Source organism: Bradyrhizobium sp. Kon37, from assembly GCF_055807535.1.
In genome coordinates this window covers 84,279-103,398 of sequence record NZ_JBVVOY010000014.1, presented here as the reverse complement: position 1 = coordinate 103,398, position 19,120 = coordinate 84,279, and the positions used below count along the sequence as shown (strand labels likewise).

The following is a 19,120-nucleotide window of genomic DNA, read 5'->3' as shown; positions in this document are numbered from 1 at the left end:
CCGGGCGGCGTCACTCATCATTACCGCACGCCGGTGCCCTTGCAGCGCTGGCACTTCACGACCTTGTCGCCCTTCTTGAGCAGGCCTTTGCCTTCGCAGTTCTTGCATTTCTGCTTCTTCTTGATGTTCGGGCCTTTTTCACTGGTCATGGATGGCTCCTGCCGCGGTGGGGGACGGGCGCCTTGTATAGGATATTGAACCCGTGAAAGCGGCAGAAATCATCAAGAGCGCTGCCCCCGCAATCCCGGCCTTCGATCAGGGACGTCCGCGAATACTCGCGCTGGAGGGGCCGCCGACCGTCTGTATCGGCTCACCGGCCGCACGGTCCAGCGGTGGGTGCGGCCTGGCGAGTCCGACTGTTCCGGGAGCTGCGTCGTTGCTGACCGCAGCCATGTTGACGCGCTCCATCGTGATCGTGGCCACGATGGCAACGGCGAGGGCGATCGCACTCAAAACCAGGGTCATCCGATTCTGGTCTTCCATCGTGAGACCTCCGCGAAACGGCTCGCGGGGATAATGCCGGATCGGGGATTTAGTTGCTCTCACCCGGTTGAGGCTGCGCCGCACAAAACGCTTCGCCCTTCATTCTCCGCGCGGCTGCGCCGCGCGAAGTCCGCAGGGCTCAGATGCTCGCCTCCAGGGCTCCAATTCTCATTTGACGCCCGAGAAAGCATCCGCGGCGTAGACGATTTTGCCGCCCACGACCGTCAGCAGAGACGCCGTGGCGCCGATTTGCTCGACGGGGACGGACAGGAAATCCCGGTCGAGAATCGCGAAGTCGGCGAGCTTGCCGGTCTCCAGCGTGCCGCGCCGCGTCTCGTCGAAGCAGAACCACGGGCTTCCCACGGTGTAGAGGCGCAAGGCATCTTCGCGGCTGGGTGTTTCGTCCGGGCCGCGCGTCGACAGTCCGCCGACGGTCTTGCCCTCGAGCATCCATTGCAGCGCCACGAACGGATTGTAGGACGCGACCCGATGTGCATCCGTGCCGGCGCCGACATGGACCCCGATGCGCAACGCCGTGACGATCGGCGGCATGCTGCGCGCGGCTTCGCCGGCCTGCGCCACGATACGGTCGCCTCCGAGATACATCGCGTCCTGCATGGTCCAGCCGACACCAAGGGCTTTCATGCGCGCGAGCGTTTCGGGCGAGGTGTTGTCGAGATGAGCAATGGACCAGCGCAACGGCGCGAGCGGCGTCTCCTTGTTGACCTCGTCGTAGAGGTCCAGGAGGTGATGCACGGATTTGTCTTCCTGCCAGTGGATGGTGACGGTCAGCCCTTGTTTGGCCGCCCAGCGAATGATCTCGCGGAACTTGTCCTTGGCGGCCGCGTCGGGCGCATTGTTGTTGTACATGGCGCCGGTGATCCGCTCGCCTAGTCCGTTGAACCGCAGCATGTCGTCGCCGAATCCCATCGGCAGGAACGGCGTGAGCGTCTTGTACTCATCGAATTCCGCGCCGACATTCTGGGCGAACAGGCTGAAGGCAACGCGAACCGAAAGCGATTTGTCACGCCAGAGCTTTTGCAAGGCGGCGTAATGGCTGGGATAAATGCTGAAGCCGCCGGGATCCACGATCCCGGTCACGCCGAGACGATTGAGCTCCGTGAAGAACTGCCGGGTCCCCGCGACATTCTCTTCGAAATTCGGCCTCGGCAGTCGATCGAACAGCGCGGAGATGCTGACGATGGAGCCGTTGAGCCAGCCCGTGGCTTCGCCCGATGCGGCCGTGATGCCGGCCGGCAGCTGATCCGCGGAGATCCCGAGGGCTTGCTGCGCTTTTGGCGTCATCAGCACCGCCGCATAGAACAGCTGGGTGTAAGCCGGATTGTCGGGAACGGCCGCCATCACCTCGGCGAGCGTTGGCCGCCGCTTCTCCGCAAATTGCAATTCGCTCCAGCCACCGGCCACGATGATCCAGGCCGCCGGCCGCGCTTTTGCCGCCTGGGCCAAGCGTTCCATGGCCTCGGGAATCGTCTTTGCGCCGATCCAGTTGACCTCGGTTGCGTAAGTGAGGCCGGCGCGCACGGCGTGAATATGGGAATCGATCAATCCCGGAATGATGGTGCGTCCACCCGCGTCGACACGGCGCGTCGCGGGCCCGATCAGGCCTTCCATGGCATCGTTGCCGCCAATCGCGACGATCTTGCCGTCGCGGACGGCGAGAGCCTGCGCGATCGTCGATGCGGGATCCAGCGTCACGAGCTTTGCGTTCGTGACAAGGAGGTCGGCCCTTTGTGCGTAAGCCAAACTGGCCCAGCATGAGATCACCAAAATCGCCAGAAGCTTTCGCATGGTCAGTCCCGACATGAGAGAGGCCGAAGCGGCGCCACACATCCGCCGCCGGATGCGCTCGCGGACATCGCGTGCCGCAACGGGGAGTGTGGTGATCCTGACCATGTCTGGCACCAACAAAATCAGCCGGTCCACCGGAAAATTGGTGAAGGCCCAGATGCTTTATTTTACTGGGATAACGATGACAGTGCAGTCCAGCACTGTCACCGCAATCGCAGCTTCCACGACATGGACACGAGACGAAAGGATCACTTTTTGAAGCCTAATCGGCCTCGTTTGATCGTGAGTGTCGTGCCAAGATGGGGCCATGGACAATCAGCTTCTTCGCACGGTTTGCAAAACGGTTAGCCTCGCCCAGGACGTCGCGAGAAGCGGGTACGTATTTTTGCAGCATTGGGAACCAGAGAAAAAATCCGAAGAACTTGCCGCTGCTCTCGGTTGCGCCCTGACTTTCAGCGCCATTCCCGCCGTGCATGATGTCGTCCCGAAATCGAACGCTGGGCCTAACACCTATGGCGGAATCTATCGACTTGACGCATTTCCGTTTCATAGCGACATGGCCCATTGGAGAACGCCGCCTCGCTACCTGATGCTTAGGTGTCGCAGAGGGTATGGTTCTGTCTGGACAGATCTAATTGACGGATCAGCAATTGTCGAGCGCGTGGGTCGGTCGACTATGAGCCGAGCGCTTGTCAAACCGCGACGCGCGTTGCGTGGATCAACACCGCTGTTTTCATTATTCAGTCCTCCAACGTCTCGTCGGAGTTCGATCCTACGCTGGGACGAGGTTTTCATCGTGCCAGCTTCACCTGCCGGAGAAAGAGGAATTGCACAGGTCAAGGATGAATTGGTCGCAGCGCCTCGCATCCGTATTGCATTACAATCTGAAGGAGATACGCTTCTGATTGATAATTGGCGCATGTTGCATGGACGATCTGCCGTCATGGCTGATCAAGAGGATCGCGTGATCCAACGTGCTTACTTCGGAGAGTTATTTTGAGCGACGAAAGCGAAGACTCATCAGATTTCAGCGATACATGGGATAGCGACGCGCTGGTTGCTAAAGCGAAGCGCTATGCCGAGAAAATGCTCGAAGCGCCACGCGACGGCTGGGAGTTTGCATTGTGGTCGAGTTTTTGTCTTGAGTTTCTTTTGCGCGCGGATCTTTCTGATTACGCTCCCGTGTTGCTGGCCGACGTCAAAGACGTAAACAATGTGATCAGCGCAACGGGGTATCCTGTCAACGTTAAGAAATTCATTCCGAAAACCGCGGCAACCAACGACGTGATTGAAAGACTGTCGAAAGTCGCCACCGAATTTAGTGCAGAGCTAGCGGGCTTCAGCCTGCGTCACACGTCGCTTCGGAACGGAGAGCTTCACTCCGGCTTTAATGCCTTCGAAGGCAAGAAGCACTCCGCATGGCTTCCGCTATTCTATAAAACATGCAAATTCTTGGCGGATGATCTTAGCACCACCCTAGCAGATATATTTGGCGCCGAAGAAGCAGCAACGGCTGAAAAGCTGATCGCGGCTTTCAAAGACGACGCTGCCAAGGCGGTCAAAGCGACTATCAACGCACATTCGACCGTATGGAAACAGAAATCGGATGCTGAGCGGAAGAAGGCCGGAGACATATCATCAGTGTGGGCAACAAAACACGTTGGACATCGCGTCAAATGCCCTGCGTGTCAGTCCGACGCCATTGTTTCTGGAGACGCGATCTCTTCGCCGCGTAAATCCATCGATGGTGACATGATAATTGAAAAACAGGAGTATCTTCCCAGTAAATTTGAATGCGTCGCATGCGGTATGAAGGTCGCCGGCCTATCGCAGTTGGCAGCGGCAGGCTTGGGCGACACATACGTTAACACCCAATCGTTTGAGGCGAGCGAGTATTACTCTTCAGATGAAACAGACGAGTGGGACGGCTACGAGCCCGATAATAATGATTGAAAAATCGGTGATCACCCGACATTCTTCGAATGGAAGTGCGGGGAATACCGTGACAGTGCACTTAATTCGTGTCGACCCCGCGTAGGCGGCCGAAGTCATTGAGTGCACTGTCACCGTAACCATTTATCATTCGCGCCGGTCGGGAGCATTGATTCGGCACTCGTACCGCGCGATGATTGGGAAATCAGAACGCGCATCGCGCTACTCAGCTTTGTCTTTCAGCTTGGTTTCCTTGTGGGCTGATGGTCCGCCACTTGTTTTAGTCATGTGAGCGCCCACCGCTTTGATGATGTCCTCCAAGGGATGCTTGGGCTCCTTACCGAAGTCGAAAGTTGGTGGTGCCATGACTGTCGCTAGTCCATGGAGCTTCTTCTGATCGCCCTCCCACAAGGCGAGAAGATCGCGGCGTGAGTTGTAGTAAGTAATGAGCCTCGTATTGTACCGATAGAGGCCCATTAGGATCTGAACAAGAAAGACAATTATCAGCACCACTCCGACGCGGGTGATCGCGGTCGCACCGAGATAGCGCCAGTCATTGTAACCGTGTTCGGCCAGTAACTCTGCCTTGAACACCTGTGCCAATAGTTCGTTCAAGATAGATTCTCGCGCTTGGAGCGACGCGATCAACGCTTTTGCTGAGGTGCCGTTTTCAGGCTCTAGCGTAAGGCGATCGGAACCAAAATAACGAACGCCAGAAATCTCTTTAGCCTTTTCGGCGATCGATTGTTTGAGGCCTCTCGATACATCAGGATCCTTTGCCTCAGAGTACTGGTGCTTGAGTTGCTCCAATTCGTCATACATGCCCTGGAACTTATAGAGTTTGTTTAGATCCTCTTCAGTCGTATTCAACTCCGATTTGACTTTGTCGATGTTGCTAACCGCTGCAGCATCAAGGCTCGTAAGCCGCCCAGCGAAAATCACGACCAGTGTCGCTGCGATCAATGCGATCGCTATCGCGCCGAGGATTATGCCCGCTTGTTGCCTTAGTCGAGTGACCCGTTGGTCTATCTGTTGCATTACAATTGTCCGGTCCAACGAGCCGCGGTCCGGCGCGCTAAGACAATTCCGGCGCTCTAGTTCTGCAATGATATCAAGCGTTGTGCGCTCTTTGGGCCGCACTAAGACGTTTAGATCAGCCAACTTCCATACGGACGGATAGCGGAATCCAAGCACCCCAAAGAGCGCCCACGTGACAATCAAGAGGATGTTGGCGAATAAGACCCCAACAAAACCGCCACGTACGATGCCGCTCCACTGATCGGCTATCCAGAAGAGAAAGAGACCGCTAATGACATAGGCAACTGCTGAGAATGCGACAAACTGGATAATCAGCTTTTTAAGCAAGAGTTTCTTGGAAACGCTTGGACGAGCCGCATCATGCGGGGTCTCAGTTGCGGATAAAACAATGTCGTCCATGAGGACCACCTTGGCAAATTTCTACAAAGAAAATACAACTTTAACGAGGGGTTGGTGGTCCTGTCAATTTAGCTTCGCGCCCCGCCTTCGCCCAGGCGCCGAATAGACCATTGGTGGGCCCGGCAGGACTCGAACCTGCAACCAGACCGTTATGAGCGGCCGGCTCTAACCATTGAGCTACAGGCCCCGCCGCGAGACGGCCGCGAAAGCTGCGGCCGGCAACGGTGCGCGGTTCGTTTACAGGGACGGAGGCGGGGGTGCAATGCTGGCTCCGGCGGTTGGAAACGTCGGGGCGGCAAAGGCTAAGATTTTTGAATAACCGAAATTGGCGATGATGCCCTTATAATCCTGTTTTGCCCGACGGCGCAAGCCCACCTCGCCGAGCCTTCGCCCCGCCCTCTGGCAATCGCGCCAAGGGGGGGTCGTTGTTGATTCCGTAACCCCTTGTGATCCCAAGATCTTTCTACTGTGCATGGGGTTGTTTTCGCACCTTTTGTTGGGAGGGGGTCTTCCGATCCCCTCCGATGTCGCGTTGGCGCGCTGCAGGCGCGCGGCAGTTCCACAGGCCTAGTCCACCGACACGCCGGCGAACTCCACCACCTTGCGCCACTTCTCGGTCTCGTCGGTGACCAGCTTGCCGAACTCGGCCGGCGTCATCGGCTTGGGGATGCCGCCGGTCTCGGTGAGGCGCGCGACCAGCTTCGGGTCCTTCAGCGCCTCGTTGACGGCCTTGTTGAGGATCTCGATCACGTCGGCCGGCGTGCCCTTCGGCGCGGAGATGCCGTAGAAGCCGACCGATTCGAAGCCGGGCACCGTCTCGGCGATCGTGGGCACGTCAGGCACGCTCGGCCAGCGCTGCGGCGAGGTCACGCCGAGCGCGCGGACATTGCCGCCCTTGGCCTGCTCCATCGCGGAGGGGAGGTTGTCGAAGATCAACTGCACCTTGTTGGAGATGATGTCGGGGAACGCGATCGCAGATCCCCGATAAGGCACGTGCACCATGTCGCACTGGGTCATCACCTTGAACAGCTCCGCCGACATGTGCACCGAGGTGCCGTTGCCAGAGGAAGCAAAGGAGATCTTGCCGGGATTGGCCTTGCAGTAGTCGATGAACTCCTGAACCGTCTTCGCCGGGAACGCGTTGGAGACGACCAGCATGTTGGTGAGCTGCATGATGCTGGCCACCGGCACCGTGTCGCGCAAAAAGTCGAACGGCAGCTTCTTGTAGAGCGAGGTCGAGATCGCGTTGTTGGGCGCGACGAACAGCAGCGTGTAGCCGTCCGGCGGCGAGTTGATCGCGGCGCCGGCCGCGATGTTGCCGCCGGAGCCGGCGCGGTTCTCCACGATGAATTGCTGGCCGAAGCGGTCCGACAGCCAGTTCGCCATGATCCGCGCCACGATGTCGACCGGGCCGCCGGCGGAGAAGCCGATGATCCAGTGCACGGGACGGTCGGGATAAGCGGCGGAGGCGGGAGGTGCGGCGCCCAACAGCGTTGAAAGGAAAACCAGCCCGAAAACACTGTTACGCAAAATTCGCAACATGACGCCTCCCATTGTTCTATTGTCGTTGGGCTGCATGCTTTCACAAAAACGGGGCGCTGCCTACATCGCCGCAAGTCGATGTTGACGCGCCCCCGCCGGGACCGACCATGAGATTCGCGATCACCCTTGTTCTCGGCGCGGCGCTGCTGGTCAGCCCCGCCGCCGCTCAAACCGGAGGCAACGCCATTCCGACCACGACTCCCGCCCTGACGATCAGCTTGGGCACCGCGACGCCCGGCGGCGGCTTTCCGCTCTATGGCAACGCCTTTGCGCAAGCGATGAACGCGGCCGATCCGCAAGTGATCATCGCCCCGCGCAACACCAAGGGCAGCAACGAGAACATTCCGCTGCTGGAAAAAGGCGAGCTCGATCTCGCGCTGGTCGCGGGCGAGCCGGCCTATGAAGCCTTCGCCGGCATCGGCCGTGCGAAGGTCACGCTGAAGATTCTGACCGCGATCTATTCCAACCCCGGCATGTTCGTGGTGCGCGCGGACAGTCCCTACAAGACCATTCGCGATCTCGTCGGCCAGCCCGTCGCGTTCGGCGCCAAGGGCTCGGGCCTGCCGATCCTGGCGCGCTATGTGCTCGATGGGCTCGGCTTGAAGCAGGACGAGGATTTCAAGGCGATCTATCTCGACCGCGCCGGCGACGGCCCCGCGATGGTCGAGGATGGCCGCGTCGCAGCACTCTGGGGCGCCGGCATCGGTTGGCCCGGCTTTGCGGCGGTAGCCTCGAGCGCGTCAGGCGCGCGCTTCATCGCGCCCAGCGCCGAGGACATCACCCGCATCCGCGCCAAGCATGCGTTCCTGAAGCCGCTCACCGTGCCGGCCGGCAGCTACCCGAAACAATCCGAGCCGATCGCCTCGCTGGGGTCCTGGAGTTTTGTGCTGACGCGCGAAGATCTGCCCGACGATGTCGCCTATCGTCTGGCGAAGACGCTTCACGGTGTCGAGCCGACATTCTGCAAGCAGCTCGCGCAAGCCTGCGAGACCACGGCCGCGAACACGGTCGCCGCCGCGCCGAAGCCGGAGCTGATCCACCCGGGCGTCGCAAAATACTTCCGCGAAATCGGAGTGCTGAAGTAGGGCACTTCCTTCCTTCTCCCCCTGTGGGAGAAGGTGGCGCGAAGCGCCGGATGAGGGGTATCTCTCCGCGAATTCAGCGAGAGCTGGTCGAGCGGAGAGATACCCCTCACCCGGCTTCGCTTCGCGAATCCACCCTCTCCCGCAAGGGGAGAAGGTACACCGTCAGCGCGGCTTCGCTACACCCTCACTTCTTCGCCATCGCACATGCCGGGTCCGGCGGACCGAAGGCCTTGTCGCCCGAGATCGTCGTGAGGATCTTGTAATAGTCCCACGGATATTTGCTCTCCTCCGGCGTCTTCACCTGCACCAGCCAGAGGTCGTGCACCATCAGATTGTCATCGCGTAAGCGGCCGTTGCGGGCGAAGAAATCCTCGATCGGCTTTTCCCGCATCTTCGCCGCGACCTTGAGCGGATCGTCGGTGCCGGTGTCCTTGATGGCGTTGAGATAGTGCATCACGCTCGAATAGACGCCGGCCTGCCACATCGACGGCATCTTGTTCATCTTGGCGAAGTAGCGCTTCGACCATTCGCGGGTTTTGTCGTCCATATCCCAATAGAACGACGTCGTCAGCAACAGCCCTTGGGCCGCCTGCAAACCGAGGCCATGAATGTCGGTGATCAGCGCCAGCAGCGCCGCCATCTGCTGGCCGCCCTTGAACACGCCGAATTCGGAGCCGGTCTTGATCTCGTTCATGTTGTTGGGCGGACCCGCCGCGATGCCGATGATCTTGGCCTTGGAGGACTGCGCCTGCAGCACGAACGAGGAGAGGTCGGGCGTGGCCAGCGGGGGTTTCACCGAGCCCAGCACCTTGCCGCCATTGGCGGTCACGACCGCGGAGGCGTCGCGCTCCAGCGAATGGCCGAAGGCATAGTCGTCGGTGATGAAGAACCAGCTGTCGCCGCCGCGCTTGACCACCGCGTCCGCGGTGCCGACCGCGAGCGCGCGGGTGTCGAACACCCACTGGATCGCGTAGGGCGAGCAGAACTTGCCGTGGAAATCCGCGGTGCCGGTCGAGTGGGTGATGAACAGCCGCTTCTTCTCGTTGGCCATGTTCTGCACCGCGAGCCCGACGGCGGAGACCGGTACGTCGACGATCAGATCGACCTGGTCGACGTCGTACCAGCGCCGCGCAATCGCGCCACCGATGTCGGCCTTGAGCTGGTGGTCGCCGACGACGATGCTGATCGGCTTGCCGAGCACGGTGCCGCCGAAATCGTCGATCGCCATCTGCGCCGCCGTCACCGAGCCTTGGCCGGTCGGCGCCGAGGCCGGACCGTTCATGTCGGTGAGCACGCCGATCTTGACGATTTCGTCGGACACCTGCGCCATCGCGGCGCCCGGCAGCAGCGCTGCCAGGAATGTCGCTGCAAAGCCGGCAGCGACCGGCAGTCCAAATCTCGTTGGCTTCATGCTTATCCTCCCCTGATCCGGCGCGTTGGCCGGTGTGCCCTCCGGGTATGGCCCGGCTGAATTGGTTTCTTTTGCAACTATTCGGGGGCGGGCGTCAACGTCAGGCGGCGAAGCGGATTTGTCCGGCGGGGGAGGGATCGTAGCCGGTCAGCTCCTCGGCGCGCTGGAGCAACCGCTTTTCGCTGAGGAACCGGATCAGGCCCTGCATGGCGGGGCGGAAATAGCTGCGCTGCCGCATCGCGAGGTCAAAATTCTCCCAGACCAGCGGCACGAAATCGAGGCCGGCCGAGCGCGCCGACGCACGCGTCGCGATTCCGCAATCGGCTTGTCCCGCGCGGACGATCTCGGCGAGATCCGGCCCGGTCAGGGCGGGCGTCTCGATCCGGCGCAAATCGCGCGTCGAGGCGCCGGCGCGCTTGAGCAGCACATCGAGCAGCATCTGCGCGCCCGTGCCCTGTTGCCGCATCGCCATCCTGGCCCCGAGCGCGAGCACGTCGGAAAGGCCGCGCAGCCGCTTGGGATTGCCCGGCGCCAGCACGAGACCCTGCTCGCGGCGCACGAACGCGACCAGCAATGCATCATGCAGGTCCGGAGCGTCACGCAGGACCGTTGCATTGGCGTCGGCGGCGAGATTGCCGTCGGCATCGAGGCTGTGGAAGTGCATTGCCACGGCCATCACCTCGTCTCGCTGCAAGCGCTCGAGCCCGCGCGCGCTGCCCTCGCTCATCGATCCCAGGCCCGAGCCGGATTCGCGCAGACCCCAATCCAGCAGCTCGTCCTGGCTGCCGCCGACGACCGGCGGCGGCTCAGCGATCAACATGCCGGCCGGACGCGCCAGTCCGGACAGCACCCAGAGGTCGAGCTCGTGCCGCGGGAAGAGCCATTTGCCGGTCACCTTGGTGCATGGGATCGCGCCGGTGGTGACGAGTTCGTACAGCTTGCGTTCGCCGAGCCGAAGATAGTCGGCGGCTTCGCTGGTCGTCAGGAATTCCATCCTGCATTCCTATGCAAATTCTTGCTTCTTTTTGGTGCTCGACGCAGGTGGAATCTGCATTTCAAGTTTTGTCCGTGACGACCATGCCTGATCATCTCGCTGCTTTGCAACACATCCCCACGCGCGATCTCTGCTTTGGTGAACGATCCTGAATCGCTCGCGTGGTGCCATTCTTGCGGGCAGTCGCGCGCGCAACTGCAATGGGCATATGCCGCTCCGCGCGTTGCCGAGATTTCCCGAGTCGTCGGCGCGCGACGCGGACAGATAAAATCTGTCGCCGGTAGTGGTTTGACGCGCGCTCTATCTTTTGTTGTCCGCATCCGACGCTGCAACGAGCAAACGCGTCACGAGTGCGGCGCAATCGATCATCATCATGATCGCGTCATAGCCAGTGGGAACCCGATCATGGCCGTCCGCCGCCTCTCCGTTGCACTCGCGCTTCTCTGCGGCCTCGCCGCGAGCGTTGCGGCGTCATCCGCGGAGGACCGCGCCATCGTGCTCGCCACGACCTCCGCGACGCAGGAGTCCGGCCTGCTCGATTACCTGCTGCCGATCTTCCGTGACAAGACCGGCATCGAGGTGACCGTGATCGCGCGGCGCGCCGACGAGGTGCTCGAGGGGGCACGAAGGGGCGAAGTCGACGTCGTGCTGATGCATGCACGGCCGCAGGAGGAGAAATTCGTTGCCGACGGTTTTGCCGCGAAGCGCTTCGACGTGATGTACAACGACTATGTGCTGATCGGGCCGAAAAGCGATCCCGCCGGCGTCAAGGGCAAGGACATCGCGACCGCGCTGAAGGCGATCGAGGCCAAGGGCGCGCCGTTCGTGACGCGCGGCGACCGCTCGGGCACGCATGCCGCGGAGCTCGCGCTCTGGATCGTCGCCGGCATCGACATCGCCCGCACCAAGGGGGCCTGGTACCGCGAGGCCAAGCAGGACATGGCTTCCGCCCTCGATGCAGCGCGCGTGGCGAACGCCTATGTGCTGTCCGACCGCGGCAGCTGGATCGCTTTTCGGGAGCGCGGCGATCTCGACATCGTGGTCGAAGGCGACAAGCGTCTGCTCAATCAGTACGGCGTGATGCTGGTGAACCCCGCGAAGTTTCCGAACGTGAAGAAGGAGCTGGGGCAGGATTTCGTCGACTGGCTGATCTCGCCCAACGGACAGGCGGCGATCGCCGGATACAAGGTCGACGGACAGCAGCTGTTCTTCCCCAATGCGGACAAATCGGGCGGCTGACCTTCGTATCGCCAGTGGTTGCCAAACCGGGCGATGCATGATCCATCATGGCGCATGACCCAGCGCCTGCCGCCATCACTGACGCCGCTCGACGCCGCACTCGCCGCGTTGCTGAAGGGGCTTGATTCGCTCGCGCCGATGGAGTTGCCGCTGAGCGAAGCGGCCGGCTGCATCGCGGCGGGCAATCCGCTGCTCCCAGCCCGACCGTCTCGTGACGTCGCTGCCGCGGACGGCTGGGCGTTATGCGCCAATGATCTGGTCGGCGCGTCCTCTTATTCGCCGCTGCCTCTCGCAACAGCGCCCGCCTGGGTCGATGCCGGAGACGCGATGCCGGCGGGATGCGGCTGCGTGCTCGATGCCGACGCGGTCGAGGTGTCTGGTCCGCTCGCCCAGGTGTTGGCGGAGGGCGTGCCGGGGCAGGGCGTCAGGCGTGCGGGAAGCGATATCGACGGACGAACGCCTGCCGCGGCAGAGGGGAATCCGCTTGGTCCTGCCGCTCTGTTGCTCGCGCGTGCCGCCGGACTGGACCGGCTGAGCGTGCGCCGTCCGCGACTGCGCATCATCAATGTACCAGGTGCAACGCTGACCATGCATCTGATTGCGGACATCGCACGCGCCGCAGGACTGGATGTGCAAACGAGCGAGGCCGGCGCGCGAGACGCGGAATCGATTGCGGGGGCGTTCGGTGCGCCCACCTGCGATCTCCTGCTGACGATCGGCGGCAGCGGTGTCGGTCGCAACGATGCTGCGGTCACGGCGCTGGCCCGGCATGGTGACGTGATCGCCCATGGTCTTGCGCTCCAGCCCGGACGCACCGCCGCGATCGGGCGGCTCGGAACGATTTCTGTTGTCGCCTTGCCCGGATCGCCGGATCACGCGCTCGCGGTCTGGCTCGCGCTCGTGCTGCCGCTCATCGATCTTTTGTCGGCGCGGCTGCCGCGCCGACAGATAGCCTTGCCGCTCGCGCGAAAAATTGCATCCAGCGTCGGCATCGCGGAAATGGTCCTGCTGGCCGAGGAACATCATGGGTGGGTGCCACTTGCGGTAGGAGAATGGCCGCTCCAGGCAATTGCCCGCGCGGATGCATGGCTGCTTGTTCCCGCCAGTCACGAGGGATTTGCAGCGGGCGCGCCGGTCGATGCCTATCTGATGCGGGAATGATGTGGGTTTAGCATGACCATGATCCCGCAATCGCAAGTCCGTAGCGCGCTCGAACAGGAACAGTTCCTCAAAATCCTTTCCCGCGAGGAGGCCCTGGCTCGCTTCGAGGCCGCGCTGTTCCCGCGCGCTCTTTTGAGCGAACCGCGCAAACTCGGTGCTGCGCTCGGTGCGTCGCTCGCTGAAGACATCACTGCGCCGATCGACGTGCCGCCGTTCGACCGTTCCAATGTCGACGGGTTCGCGGTGCGCTCGGCGGACCTTGCGACGGCCGGCGAAGGTGCGCCGGTGCGCCTCGGGTTGAATGGCGAGACCATTCACTGCGGCACCGTACCGGCGCTGCAAGTCGCCGCGGGAACGGCAACGTCGATTGCCACCGGCGGTCCGCTGCCGCGCGGCGCCGATGCCGTGGTCATGGTCGAGCATACCGAGCCGGCGGGATCGGGCGCGATCGACGTCCGTCGCGCCGCCTCGCCCGGGCAATTCATATCCTACGCGGGGTCCGATATTGCGCGCGGTGAGGCGCTACTGCGCGCCGGCACGATCATCGGCTCGCGCGAGGTCGGCATGCTGGCGGCCTGCGGTCTTGCCGAGGTGCGCGTCGTGCGCAAACCTCGTGTGGCCGTGATCTCCACCGGCGATGAACTGGTTCAGCCGGGCGAGGTGCTCGCGCCTGCTGCGATCTACGACACCAACGGCGCGATCGTCACTGCTGCGATCGACGAGAACGGCGGAGAGGCGGTTTTCCTCGGCGCCATTCCCGATGACGAAGCCCAGCTCGAAGCCGCCATGCGGCGTGCGCTGGCGGACGCTGACATGCTGGTGCTCTCCGGCGGCACGTCGAAAGGCGCCGGCGATCTCTCCCATCGCATCATCGGCCGGCTCGGCAAGCCCGGCATCATCGCGCATGGCATTGCGCTCAAGCCCGGCAAGCCGCTGTGCCTAGCGGTGTGCGACGGCAAGCCGGTCGTGATCCTGCCGGGTTTTCCGACCTCGGCGATGTTCACCTTTCACGACATGATCGTGCCGGTGCTGCGCAAGATGGCCGGACTGCCGCCGCGTTCTGATGCCAGGGTGAGCGCGACTGTGCCGGTGCGCATTGCTTCCGAGCTCGGCCGCACTGAATTCGTCATGGTCTCGCTGGTCGATGGCAAGGACGGCTTGATCGCCTATCCCTCCGGCAAGGGGTCCGGTGCGATCACGTCGTTCGCGCAGGCTGACGGTTTTCTGCGCATCGACGCGCTCGCCGACCAGATGCCGGCCGGGACTGAGGCCGAGGTGACGCTGTTCACGCCGCATGTGCGGGTGCCCGATCTCGTCATCGTCGGCAGCCATTGCACCGGCCTCGATCTTGTCACGGCGCAACTCGCGCACGCCGGCCTGACCGTGCGTTCGATCGCGGTCGGCAGTCTGGGCGGACTTGCGGCGGCACGGCGCGGCGAATGCGATCTGGCGCCGATCCATCTGTTCGACGACAAGAGCGAGACTTACAATACGCCTTACCTCGTCGAAGGGCTCGAACTCGTGCCGGGCTGGCGGCGGATGCAGGGCATCGTGTTTCGCAAGGGCGACAAGCGTTTCGAAGGCGACAGCGCGAAGGACGCCGTCGCCGCGGCGCTCGCTGATCCCTCCTGCATCATGGTCAACCGCAACCAGGGCGCCGGCACGCGCATCCTGATCGACCGGTTGCTCGGTGGTGCGCGCCCGGACGGCTATTGGAACCAGCCGCGCTCGCACAACGCGGTGGCCGCGGCGGTCGCACAGCACCGCGCCGACTGGGGCATGACCATTGCGCCGGTCGCCAACGCGGTCGGCCTCGGTTTCATTCCGCTCGCGGAGGAACATTATGACTTCGCGCTGGTCACGGCGCGCAAGCAGCGTCCTGCGGTGCAAGCCTTTCTCGCCGCACTCGGTTCGGACGAAGCGCGCGCCGCGCTGGAGCGGGCCGGATTCCGGCCGGCGTAGAGCCTGGTTAGGACGCCGCATCCAGTGCGGCCAGCCGCTCGGCTTCCGCGATATCCTCGACCGTGTTGGCATTGAAGAACGGATCGAGCGGCTCCGTCGGCCACGTCACGGTCGCGAGCGGATAACGCGCGGTCCAGCGGTCGATCTTGCGGAGGTCCTCGACCACCAGCGCGTGACGCAGTTCGTCGCGCAAGCCAACCCGCCACAAGCCGATCACCGGATGCGACTGGCCGCCTGACGCCGCAACGGCGAGCTCGGCATTCGCCGCGATGCGTTCTTCATGCAAGCGCGCGATCAAATTTCGCGGCAGGAACGGGCAGTCGCCGGCGGCACTGAGCACCCATTCCATCTCGGGCCGGTTCGCCGCGGTCCAGTCGAGCGCGGCAAGGATGCCGGCGAGCGGACCGGGAAAGCCGGGCACGTCGTCTGCGACGACCTGCAAATCGAACGCAGCGAAGCGGTCGGGATCGCCGTTGGCATTGAGGATCAGGCCGCTGCACTGCGGCTTCAGGCGTGCGATTACGCGTTCCAGGATGGTACGGCCGCCAATGGTGCGCATCGGCTTGTCGCCGCCGCCCATGCGCCGCGCGAGGCCGCCGGCGAGCAGCACGCCTTGCGTGGTCGGAAAGTTAATCGTCACTACTTTCACCCTTGCGCTTGTGCTTGGCCGATTCCTCCTCGACATAAGCGAGGTTCTGGTCGTAGACGATGCGCTCTGCCCCCGCCAACGCGATGAACCGTTTGCCGCGCGCGCGGCCGACCAGCGTCAAGCCCACCTGCCGGGCGAGATCGACGCCCCAGGCGGTGAAGCCGGAGCGCGACACCAAAATCGGAATTCCCATGCGGACCGTCTTGATCACCATCTCAGAGGTGAGCCGTCCGGTGGTATAAAGGATCTTGTCGGATGCATCGACGCCGTGGCGGTACATCCAGCCCGCGATCTTGTCGACGGCGTTGTGACGGCCGACATCCTCGGTGTAGCAGAGCGGCTCGCCCTCTCTGCACAGCACGCAGCCGTGGATCGCACCGGCCTCTAGATAGAGCGAGGGCATGGTGTTGATGGTCTGAGTCATCTGGTAGAGCCAGGAAGTGCGCAGCTCTGCCTTCGGCAACGCCACGCTCTCGACCGCCTCCAGCAGATCGCCGAAGGCCGTGCCCTGCGCGCAGCCCGAGGTCTGCGTGCGCTTCTTCAGCTTGGCTTCGAAATTGGTGTGGTGTTCGGTGCGCACCACCACCACCTGAAGGTCGTCGTCGTATTCGACCTCGGTGACCTTGTCATTATACTTCAGCATGTTCTGGTTGAGCAAATAGCCCAGTGCCAGATACTCCGGATAGTCGCCGATCGTCATCATGGTGACGATCTCCTGCGAATTCAGGTAGAGCGTCAGTGGGCGCTCCACCGGCACCTTGATCTCGATCCTGGCGCCGGACTGGTCGGTCCCGGTCACGCTCTCGGTGAGGCGCGGGTCGTCGGTGTCAGGGACGATCAGGGGCGCTGGGGCTTTGTCGATCTTCATGATGGCCGCGAGGTTAGCATGACATTCGGGTCAAGCCGATATAAGCATGCTGGCGAGAGAACGAAATGCCGCCTATTCGTCATTGCGAGCGAAGCGAAGCAATCCAGGCTGCCGCCGCGGACGCATTCCTGGATTGCTTCGCTGCGCTCGCAATGACGGAGGAGAGGGTGGTTCCATCAAGGACCGTGTCGCTGGCGGAGACGGAGCTGGAATGAAAGTCATCGGCCTTGCAGGCTGGAGCGGTGCGGGCAAGACCACGTTGTTGACGCGGCTGATCCCGCATTTCAATGCGCTTGGCTTGCGCGTCTCTGTCATCAAGCATGCGCATCACCAGTTCGACGTCGACGTGCCCGGCAAGGATTCCTGGCGCCATCGCGAGGCCGGCGCGGCCGAGGTGCTGGTTGCTTCGTCAAATCGCTGGGTGCTGATGCACGAATTACGCGGAGCGGCGGAGCCGCGTCTGCCGGAACTGTTGAGCAAATTGTCGGCCGTCGATCTCGTCGTGGTCGAGGGTTTCAAGCGCGAGCCACATCGCAAGATCGAAGTGCATCGCGCCGCCAACGACAAGCCGCTGCTGTTTCCCGATGATCCCGGAATTTTCGGGATCGCGGCCGATGTCGCCATTGAAACCCGACTGCCGACGGTCCATCTCGACGATATCGCCGCCGCCGCGGAATTGCTGCTGCGCGCGGCGATGCCGGTCGAGGAAGCGGTCGCGAAAAGCGCTGCGATGCGCTGACGAGGCACCATGGCGCAATTGTCGGACGATTGTTTTGCCTTTGGCGGACCGATGATGTCGGTCAACGAGGCCGTTGGCCTGATCACGACGCGCGTCAACGCGATTGTCGATCTCGAAACCGTGTCGCTCATCGATGCTGATGGGCGGGTGCTGGCCCGCGATATCGCGGCGCCGCTGCCGTTGCCGCCCTTCACCAATTCCGCTGTTGACGGCTACGCCGTGCGCAACGCAGATCTTCCTGATAGCGCCGAGCGGGCACTCCCGCTCGACGGCCGCATTCAGGCCGGCGGTCTGGCACTGGCGCCGATCAAGGCCGGCCACACCGCGCGCATTTTCACCGGCGCGCCGATGCCGCCGGATGCCGAAACCGTGTTCATGCAGGAAGACGTCCGCGTCGACGATACCGGCCGAATTGTGCTGCCGCCGGGCCTGAAGCAGGGTGCGAATGTCCGCCCTGCGGGAGAGGACATTCCCCAAGGCCACATTGCGCTGCGCGCAGGCCAGCGCTTGCTGCCGCAGCATGTCGCCCTCGCGGCGGCGTTCGGCCTGGTCAGGCTCGACGTCGTCAGGCGCATCCGTGTCGCGGTGTTCTCGACCGGTGACGAACTGGCCTCGCCCGGCGAGCCGCGCGCGGCCTCGCAGCTGTTCGACTCCAACCGCTTCATGCTGATGGCGATGCTGCGCCGGCTCGGCTGCCACGTCAGCGATCTCGGCATTTTGCGCGACGAACGTATCTCGCTTGCGAATGGCCTCAAGCAAGTCGCCGGCACGCATGATCTGATCCTCACCACCGGCGGCGTCTCGACCGGGGAAGAGGATCACGTCAAGGCGGCAGTCGAGAGCATCGGCTCGCTGGTGTTGTGGCGGATGGCGATCAAGCCGGGACGGCCTGTGGCGATGGGCATCATCGAGGGCACGCCGCTGATCGCATTGCCGGGCAATCCCGTCGCGAGTTTCGTCACTTTCGTGCATGTGGTGCGGCCGACGGTGCTGGCGCTTGCGGGCAGCCTGCAGGCGCCGCCGTTGCCGATCCCGGTGCGCGCGGCGTTCACCTACAAGAAGAAGGCGGGGCGTCGCGAATATGTTCGCGCCTCCTTGCGGCGCATGCAGGACGGCGCACTCGAGGCCATCAAGTTTCCACGCGAGGGCGCGGGCCTGTTGTCCTCTCTGGTCGACACCGACGGCCTCGTCGAGCTCGATGAGGAGGTTACGCGTGTCGAGCCGGGGCAGAGCGTGGGTTTCCTGTCCTATGCCGATTTGCTCTGAGTCTGGGTGCTATGTTGGCGCTGTCCTGGCGTTGACGCCATCGACCCCTCCCGCCATGTTGCGCCGATGACCAGAACGACGCTCGATCTCACCGGACTGAAATGCCCGCTGCCCGCCCTGAAGACGCGCAAAGCGCTGAAACCGTTGCAGCCGGGCGATCAGCTCGAAGTGTACTGCACCGATCCCCTGTCGGTGATTGACATTCCGAACCTGATCCGAGAGACCGGCGACACGGTGGAGATCACTGAGCGCAACGACGCGCGTATCGTGTTCTTGATTGAGAAGGCCAATCGATCGATAGAAAATCTCAATGGTGCGCCGCCCACTTAGCCGGCAGTCACTCGGTTGATACCTACCTTTTGTCTATCGACATCGATCACCACTTCTGCCCCAATCGAGTTCCTCCGCCGAGACGCGGAGGTCGAGTCTTGCCTGCGATATGCGGAGCAAATGGGCCATCGAAAGAAGCCCGGCCGTGGCGTCGGGCATAGCCCCCAAAGTTAGGGGTTTAACGTCTCGGATGCGCGTGACGATCCTGGCGCG

General features: G+C 62.6%; 19 protein-coding genes and 1 tRNA gene. 10 read left to right on the top strand and 10 right to left on the bottom strand.

The features are described from left to right. Positions 1–20: 20 nt before the first annotated feature. The 3 genes from AC0L3J_RS24060 to AC0L3J_RS24050 form a co-directional block, all read right to left on the bottom strand. Positions 21–149: a hypothetical protein gene (locus AC0L3J_RS24060; protein WP_007600646.1), complete on the bottom strand. Its 129-nt coding sequence runs from the start codon at positions 147–149 to the stop codon at positions 21–23. A gap of 106 nt (positions 150–255) precedes the next feature. After that, entirely contained in the window at positions 256–483 is a 228-nt protein-coding gene (locus AC0L3J_RS24055) for a hypothetical protein (RefSeq protein WP_473348509.1), read from the bottom strand. A 168-nt stretch (positions 484–651) separates the two neighbouring features. Further along, positions 652–2,292 (bottom strand): amidohydrolase, encoded by a 1,641-nt coding sequence (locus tag AC0L3J_RS24050; RefSeq protein WP_473348508.1) that lies wholly within the window; start codon positions 2,290–2,292, stop codon positions 652–654. Here AC0L3J_RS24050 and AC0L3J_RS24045 point away from each other — a divergent pair. The 3 genes from AC0L3J_RS24045 to AC0L3J_RS24035 are packed head-to-tail and all read left to right on the top strand — an operon-like array spanning position 2,291 to position 4,245. After that, positions 2,291–2,551, top strand: a complete 261-nt coding sequence (locus tag AC0L3J_RS24045; protein WP_473348507.1) for a hypothetical protein — start codon at positions 2,291–2,293, stop codon at positions 2,549–2,551. The genes AC0L3J_RS24050 and AC0L3J_RS24045 overlap by 2 nt on opposite strands. A gap of 48 nt (positions 2,552–2,599) precedes the next feature. Next, positions 2,600–3,292 carry a TauD/TfdA family dioxygenase gene (locus AC0L3J_RS24040; protein ID WP_473348506.1) on the top strand — a complete coding sequence of 231 codons (693 nt, stop codon included), beginning with the start codon at positions 2,600–2,602 and terminating at the stop codon, positions 3,290–3,292. After that, on the top strand, positions 3,289–4,245 hold the full coding sequence (locus AC0L3J_RS24035; protein WP_473348505.1) for a hypothetical protein: 957 nt from the start codon (positions 3,289–3,291) through the stop codon (positions 4,243–4,245). Before AC0L3J_RS24040 ends, AC0L3J_RS24035 begins: the two co-directional genes overlap by 4 nt. Before the next feature lie 201 nt (positions 4,246–4,446). On the opposite strand, the gene AC0L3J_RS24030 is transcribed toward AC0L3J_RS24035, so the two are convergent. The 3 genes from AC0L3J_RS24030 to AC0L3J_RS24020 form a co-directional block, all read right to left on the bottom strand. Next, a complete protein-coding gene (locus AC0L3J_RS24030) occupies positions 4,447–5,661 on the bottom strand; it encodes a hypothetical protein (RefSeq protein WP_473348504.1) in 1,215 nt (404 codons plus the stop codon). A 111-nt stretch (positions 5,662–5,772) separates the two neighbouring features. Further along, positions 5,773–5,848 (bottom strand) — tRNA-Ile (locus tag AC0L3J_RS24025). A 380-nt stretch (positions 5,849–6,228) separates the two neighbouring features. Then, on the bottom strand, positions 6,229–7,203 hold the full coding sequence (locus AC0L3J_RS24020; RefSeq protein WP_473348503.1) for a Bug family tripartite tricarboxylate transporter substrate binding protein: 975 nt from the start codon (positions 7,201–7,203) through the stop codon (positions 6,229–6,231). A 107-nt stretch (positions 7,204–7,310) separates the two neighbouring features. Here AC0L3J_RS24020 and AC0L3J_RS24015 point away from each other — a divergent pair, with 107 nt between their 5' ends. Continuing rightward, complete coding sequence (locus AC0L3J_RS24015; RefSeq protein ID WP_473348502.1) at positions 7,311–8,288, top strand: TAXI family TRAP transporter solute-binding subunit; 978 nt, start codon at positions 7,311–7,313, stop codon at positions 8,286–8,288. A 184-nt stretch (positions 8,289–8,472) separates the two neighbouring features. Here the strand turns inward: AC0L3J_RS24015 and AC0L3J_RS24010 are convergent, their stop codons facing one another. Then, the gene (locus AC0L3J_RS24010; protein WP_473348501.1) at positions 8,473–9,699 is read right to left on the bottom strand and encodes an ABC transporter substrate-binding protein; all 1,227 of its coding nucleotides are present in this window, start codon (positions 9,697–9,699) and stop codon (positions 8,473–8,475) included. Between the two features lie 100 nt (positions 9,700–9,799). Beyond that, the gene (locus AC0L3J_RS24005; protein WP_473348500.1) at positions 9,800–10,693 is read right to left on the bottom strand and encodes a substrate-binding domain-containing protein; all 894 of its coding nucleotides are present in this window, start codon (positions 10,691–10,693) and stop codon (positions 9,800–9,802) included. 405 nt (positions 10,694–11,098) lie between these two features. Between AC0L3J_RS24005 and AC0L3J_RS24000 the strand changes: the two genes are divergently transcribed. Genes AC0L3J_RS24000 through AC0L3J_RS23990 form a run of 3 tightly spaced genes read left to right on the top strand, consistent with a single transcriptional unit; the run spans position 11,099 to position 15,055 of the window. Further along, on the top strand, positions 11,099–11,932 hold the full coding sequence (locus tag AC0L3J_RS24000) for an ABC transporter substrate-binding protein (RefSeq protein ID WP_473348499.1): 834 nt from the start codon (positions 11,099–11,101) through the stop codon (positions 11,930–11,932). Between the two features lie 54 nt (positions 11,933–11,986). Continuing rightward, the gene (locus tag AC0L3J_RS23995; RefSeq protein ID WP_473348498.1) at positions 11,987–13,093 is read left to right on the top strand and encodes a molybdopterin-binding protein; all 1,107 of its coding nucleotides are present in this window, start codon (positions 11,987–11,989) and stop codon (positions 13,091–13,093) included. A gap of 12 nt (positions 13,094–13,105) precedes the next feature. Continuing rightward, positions 13,106–15,055: a molybdopterin biosynthesis protein gene (locus AC0L3J_RS23990; RefSeq protein WP_473348497.1), complete on the top strand. Its 1,950-nt coding sequence runs from the start codon at positions 13,106–13,108 to the stop codon at positions 15,053–15,055. Positions 15,056–15,062: 7 nt separating this feature from the next. Here AC0L3J_RS23990 and mobA read toward each other — a convergent pair whose 3' ends face one another. Together mobA and fdhD are read right to left on the bottom strand one after the other, a co-directional pair. After that, positions 15,063–15,740: a molybdenum cofactor guanylyltransferase MobA gene (gene mobA, locus AC0L3J_RS23985; protein ID WP_473348496.1), complete on the bottom strand. Its 678-nt coding sequence runs from the start codon at positions 15,738–15,740 to the stop codon at positions 15,063–15,065. Beyond that, complete coding sequence (fdhD, locus tag AC0L3J_RS23980) at positions 15,685–16,575, bottom strand: formate dehydrogenase accessory sulfurtransferase FdhD (RefSeq protein WP_473348577.1); 891 nt, start codon at positions 16,573–16,575, stop codon at positions 15,685–15,687. Before fdhD ends, mobA begins: the two co-directional genes overlap by 56 nt. 208 nt (positions 16,576–16,783) lie before the next feature. Here fdhD and mobB point away from each other — a divergent pair, with 208 nt between their 5' ends. The 3 genes from mobB (at position 16,784) to AC0L3J_RS23965 (ending at position 18,907) form a co-directional block, all read left to right on the top strand. Next, entirely contained in the window at positions 16,784–17,311 is a 528-nt protein-coding gene (gene mobB, locus AC0L3J_RS23975; RefSeq protein WP_473348495.1) for a molybdopterin-guanine dinucleotide biosynthesis protein B, read from the top strand. Between the two features lie 9 nt (positions 17,312–17,320). After that, positions 17,321–18,577: a molybdopterin molybdotransferase MoeA gene (locus tag AC0L3J_RS23970; RefSeq protein WP_473348494.1), complete on the top strand. Its 1,257-nt coding sequence runs from the start codon at positions 17,321–17,323 to the stop codon at positions 18,575–18,577. 66 nt (positions 18,578–18,643) lie between these two features. Beyond that, on the top strand, positions 18,644–18,907 hold the full coding sequence (locus AC0L3J_RS23965; RefSeq protein ID WP_456765883.1) for a sulfurtransferase TusA family protein: 264 nt from the start codon (positions 18,644–18,646) through the stop codon (positions 18,905–18,907). The last annotated feature ends 213 nt before the right edge of the window (positions 18,908–19,120 follow it).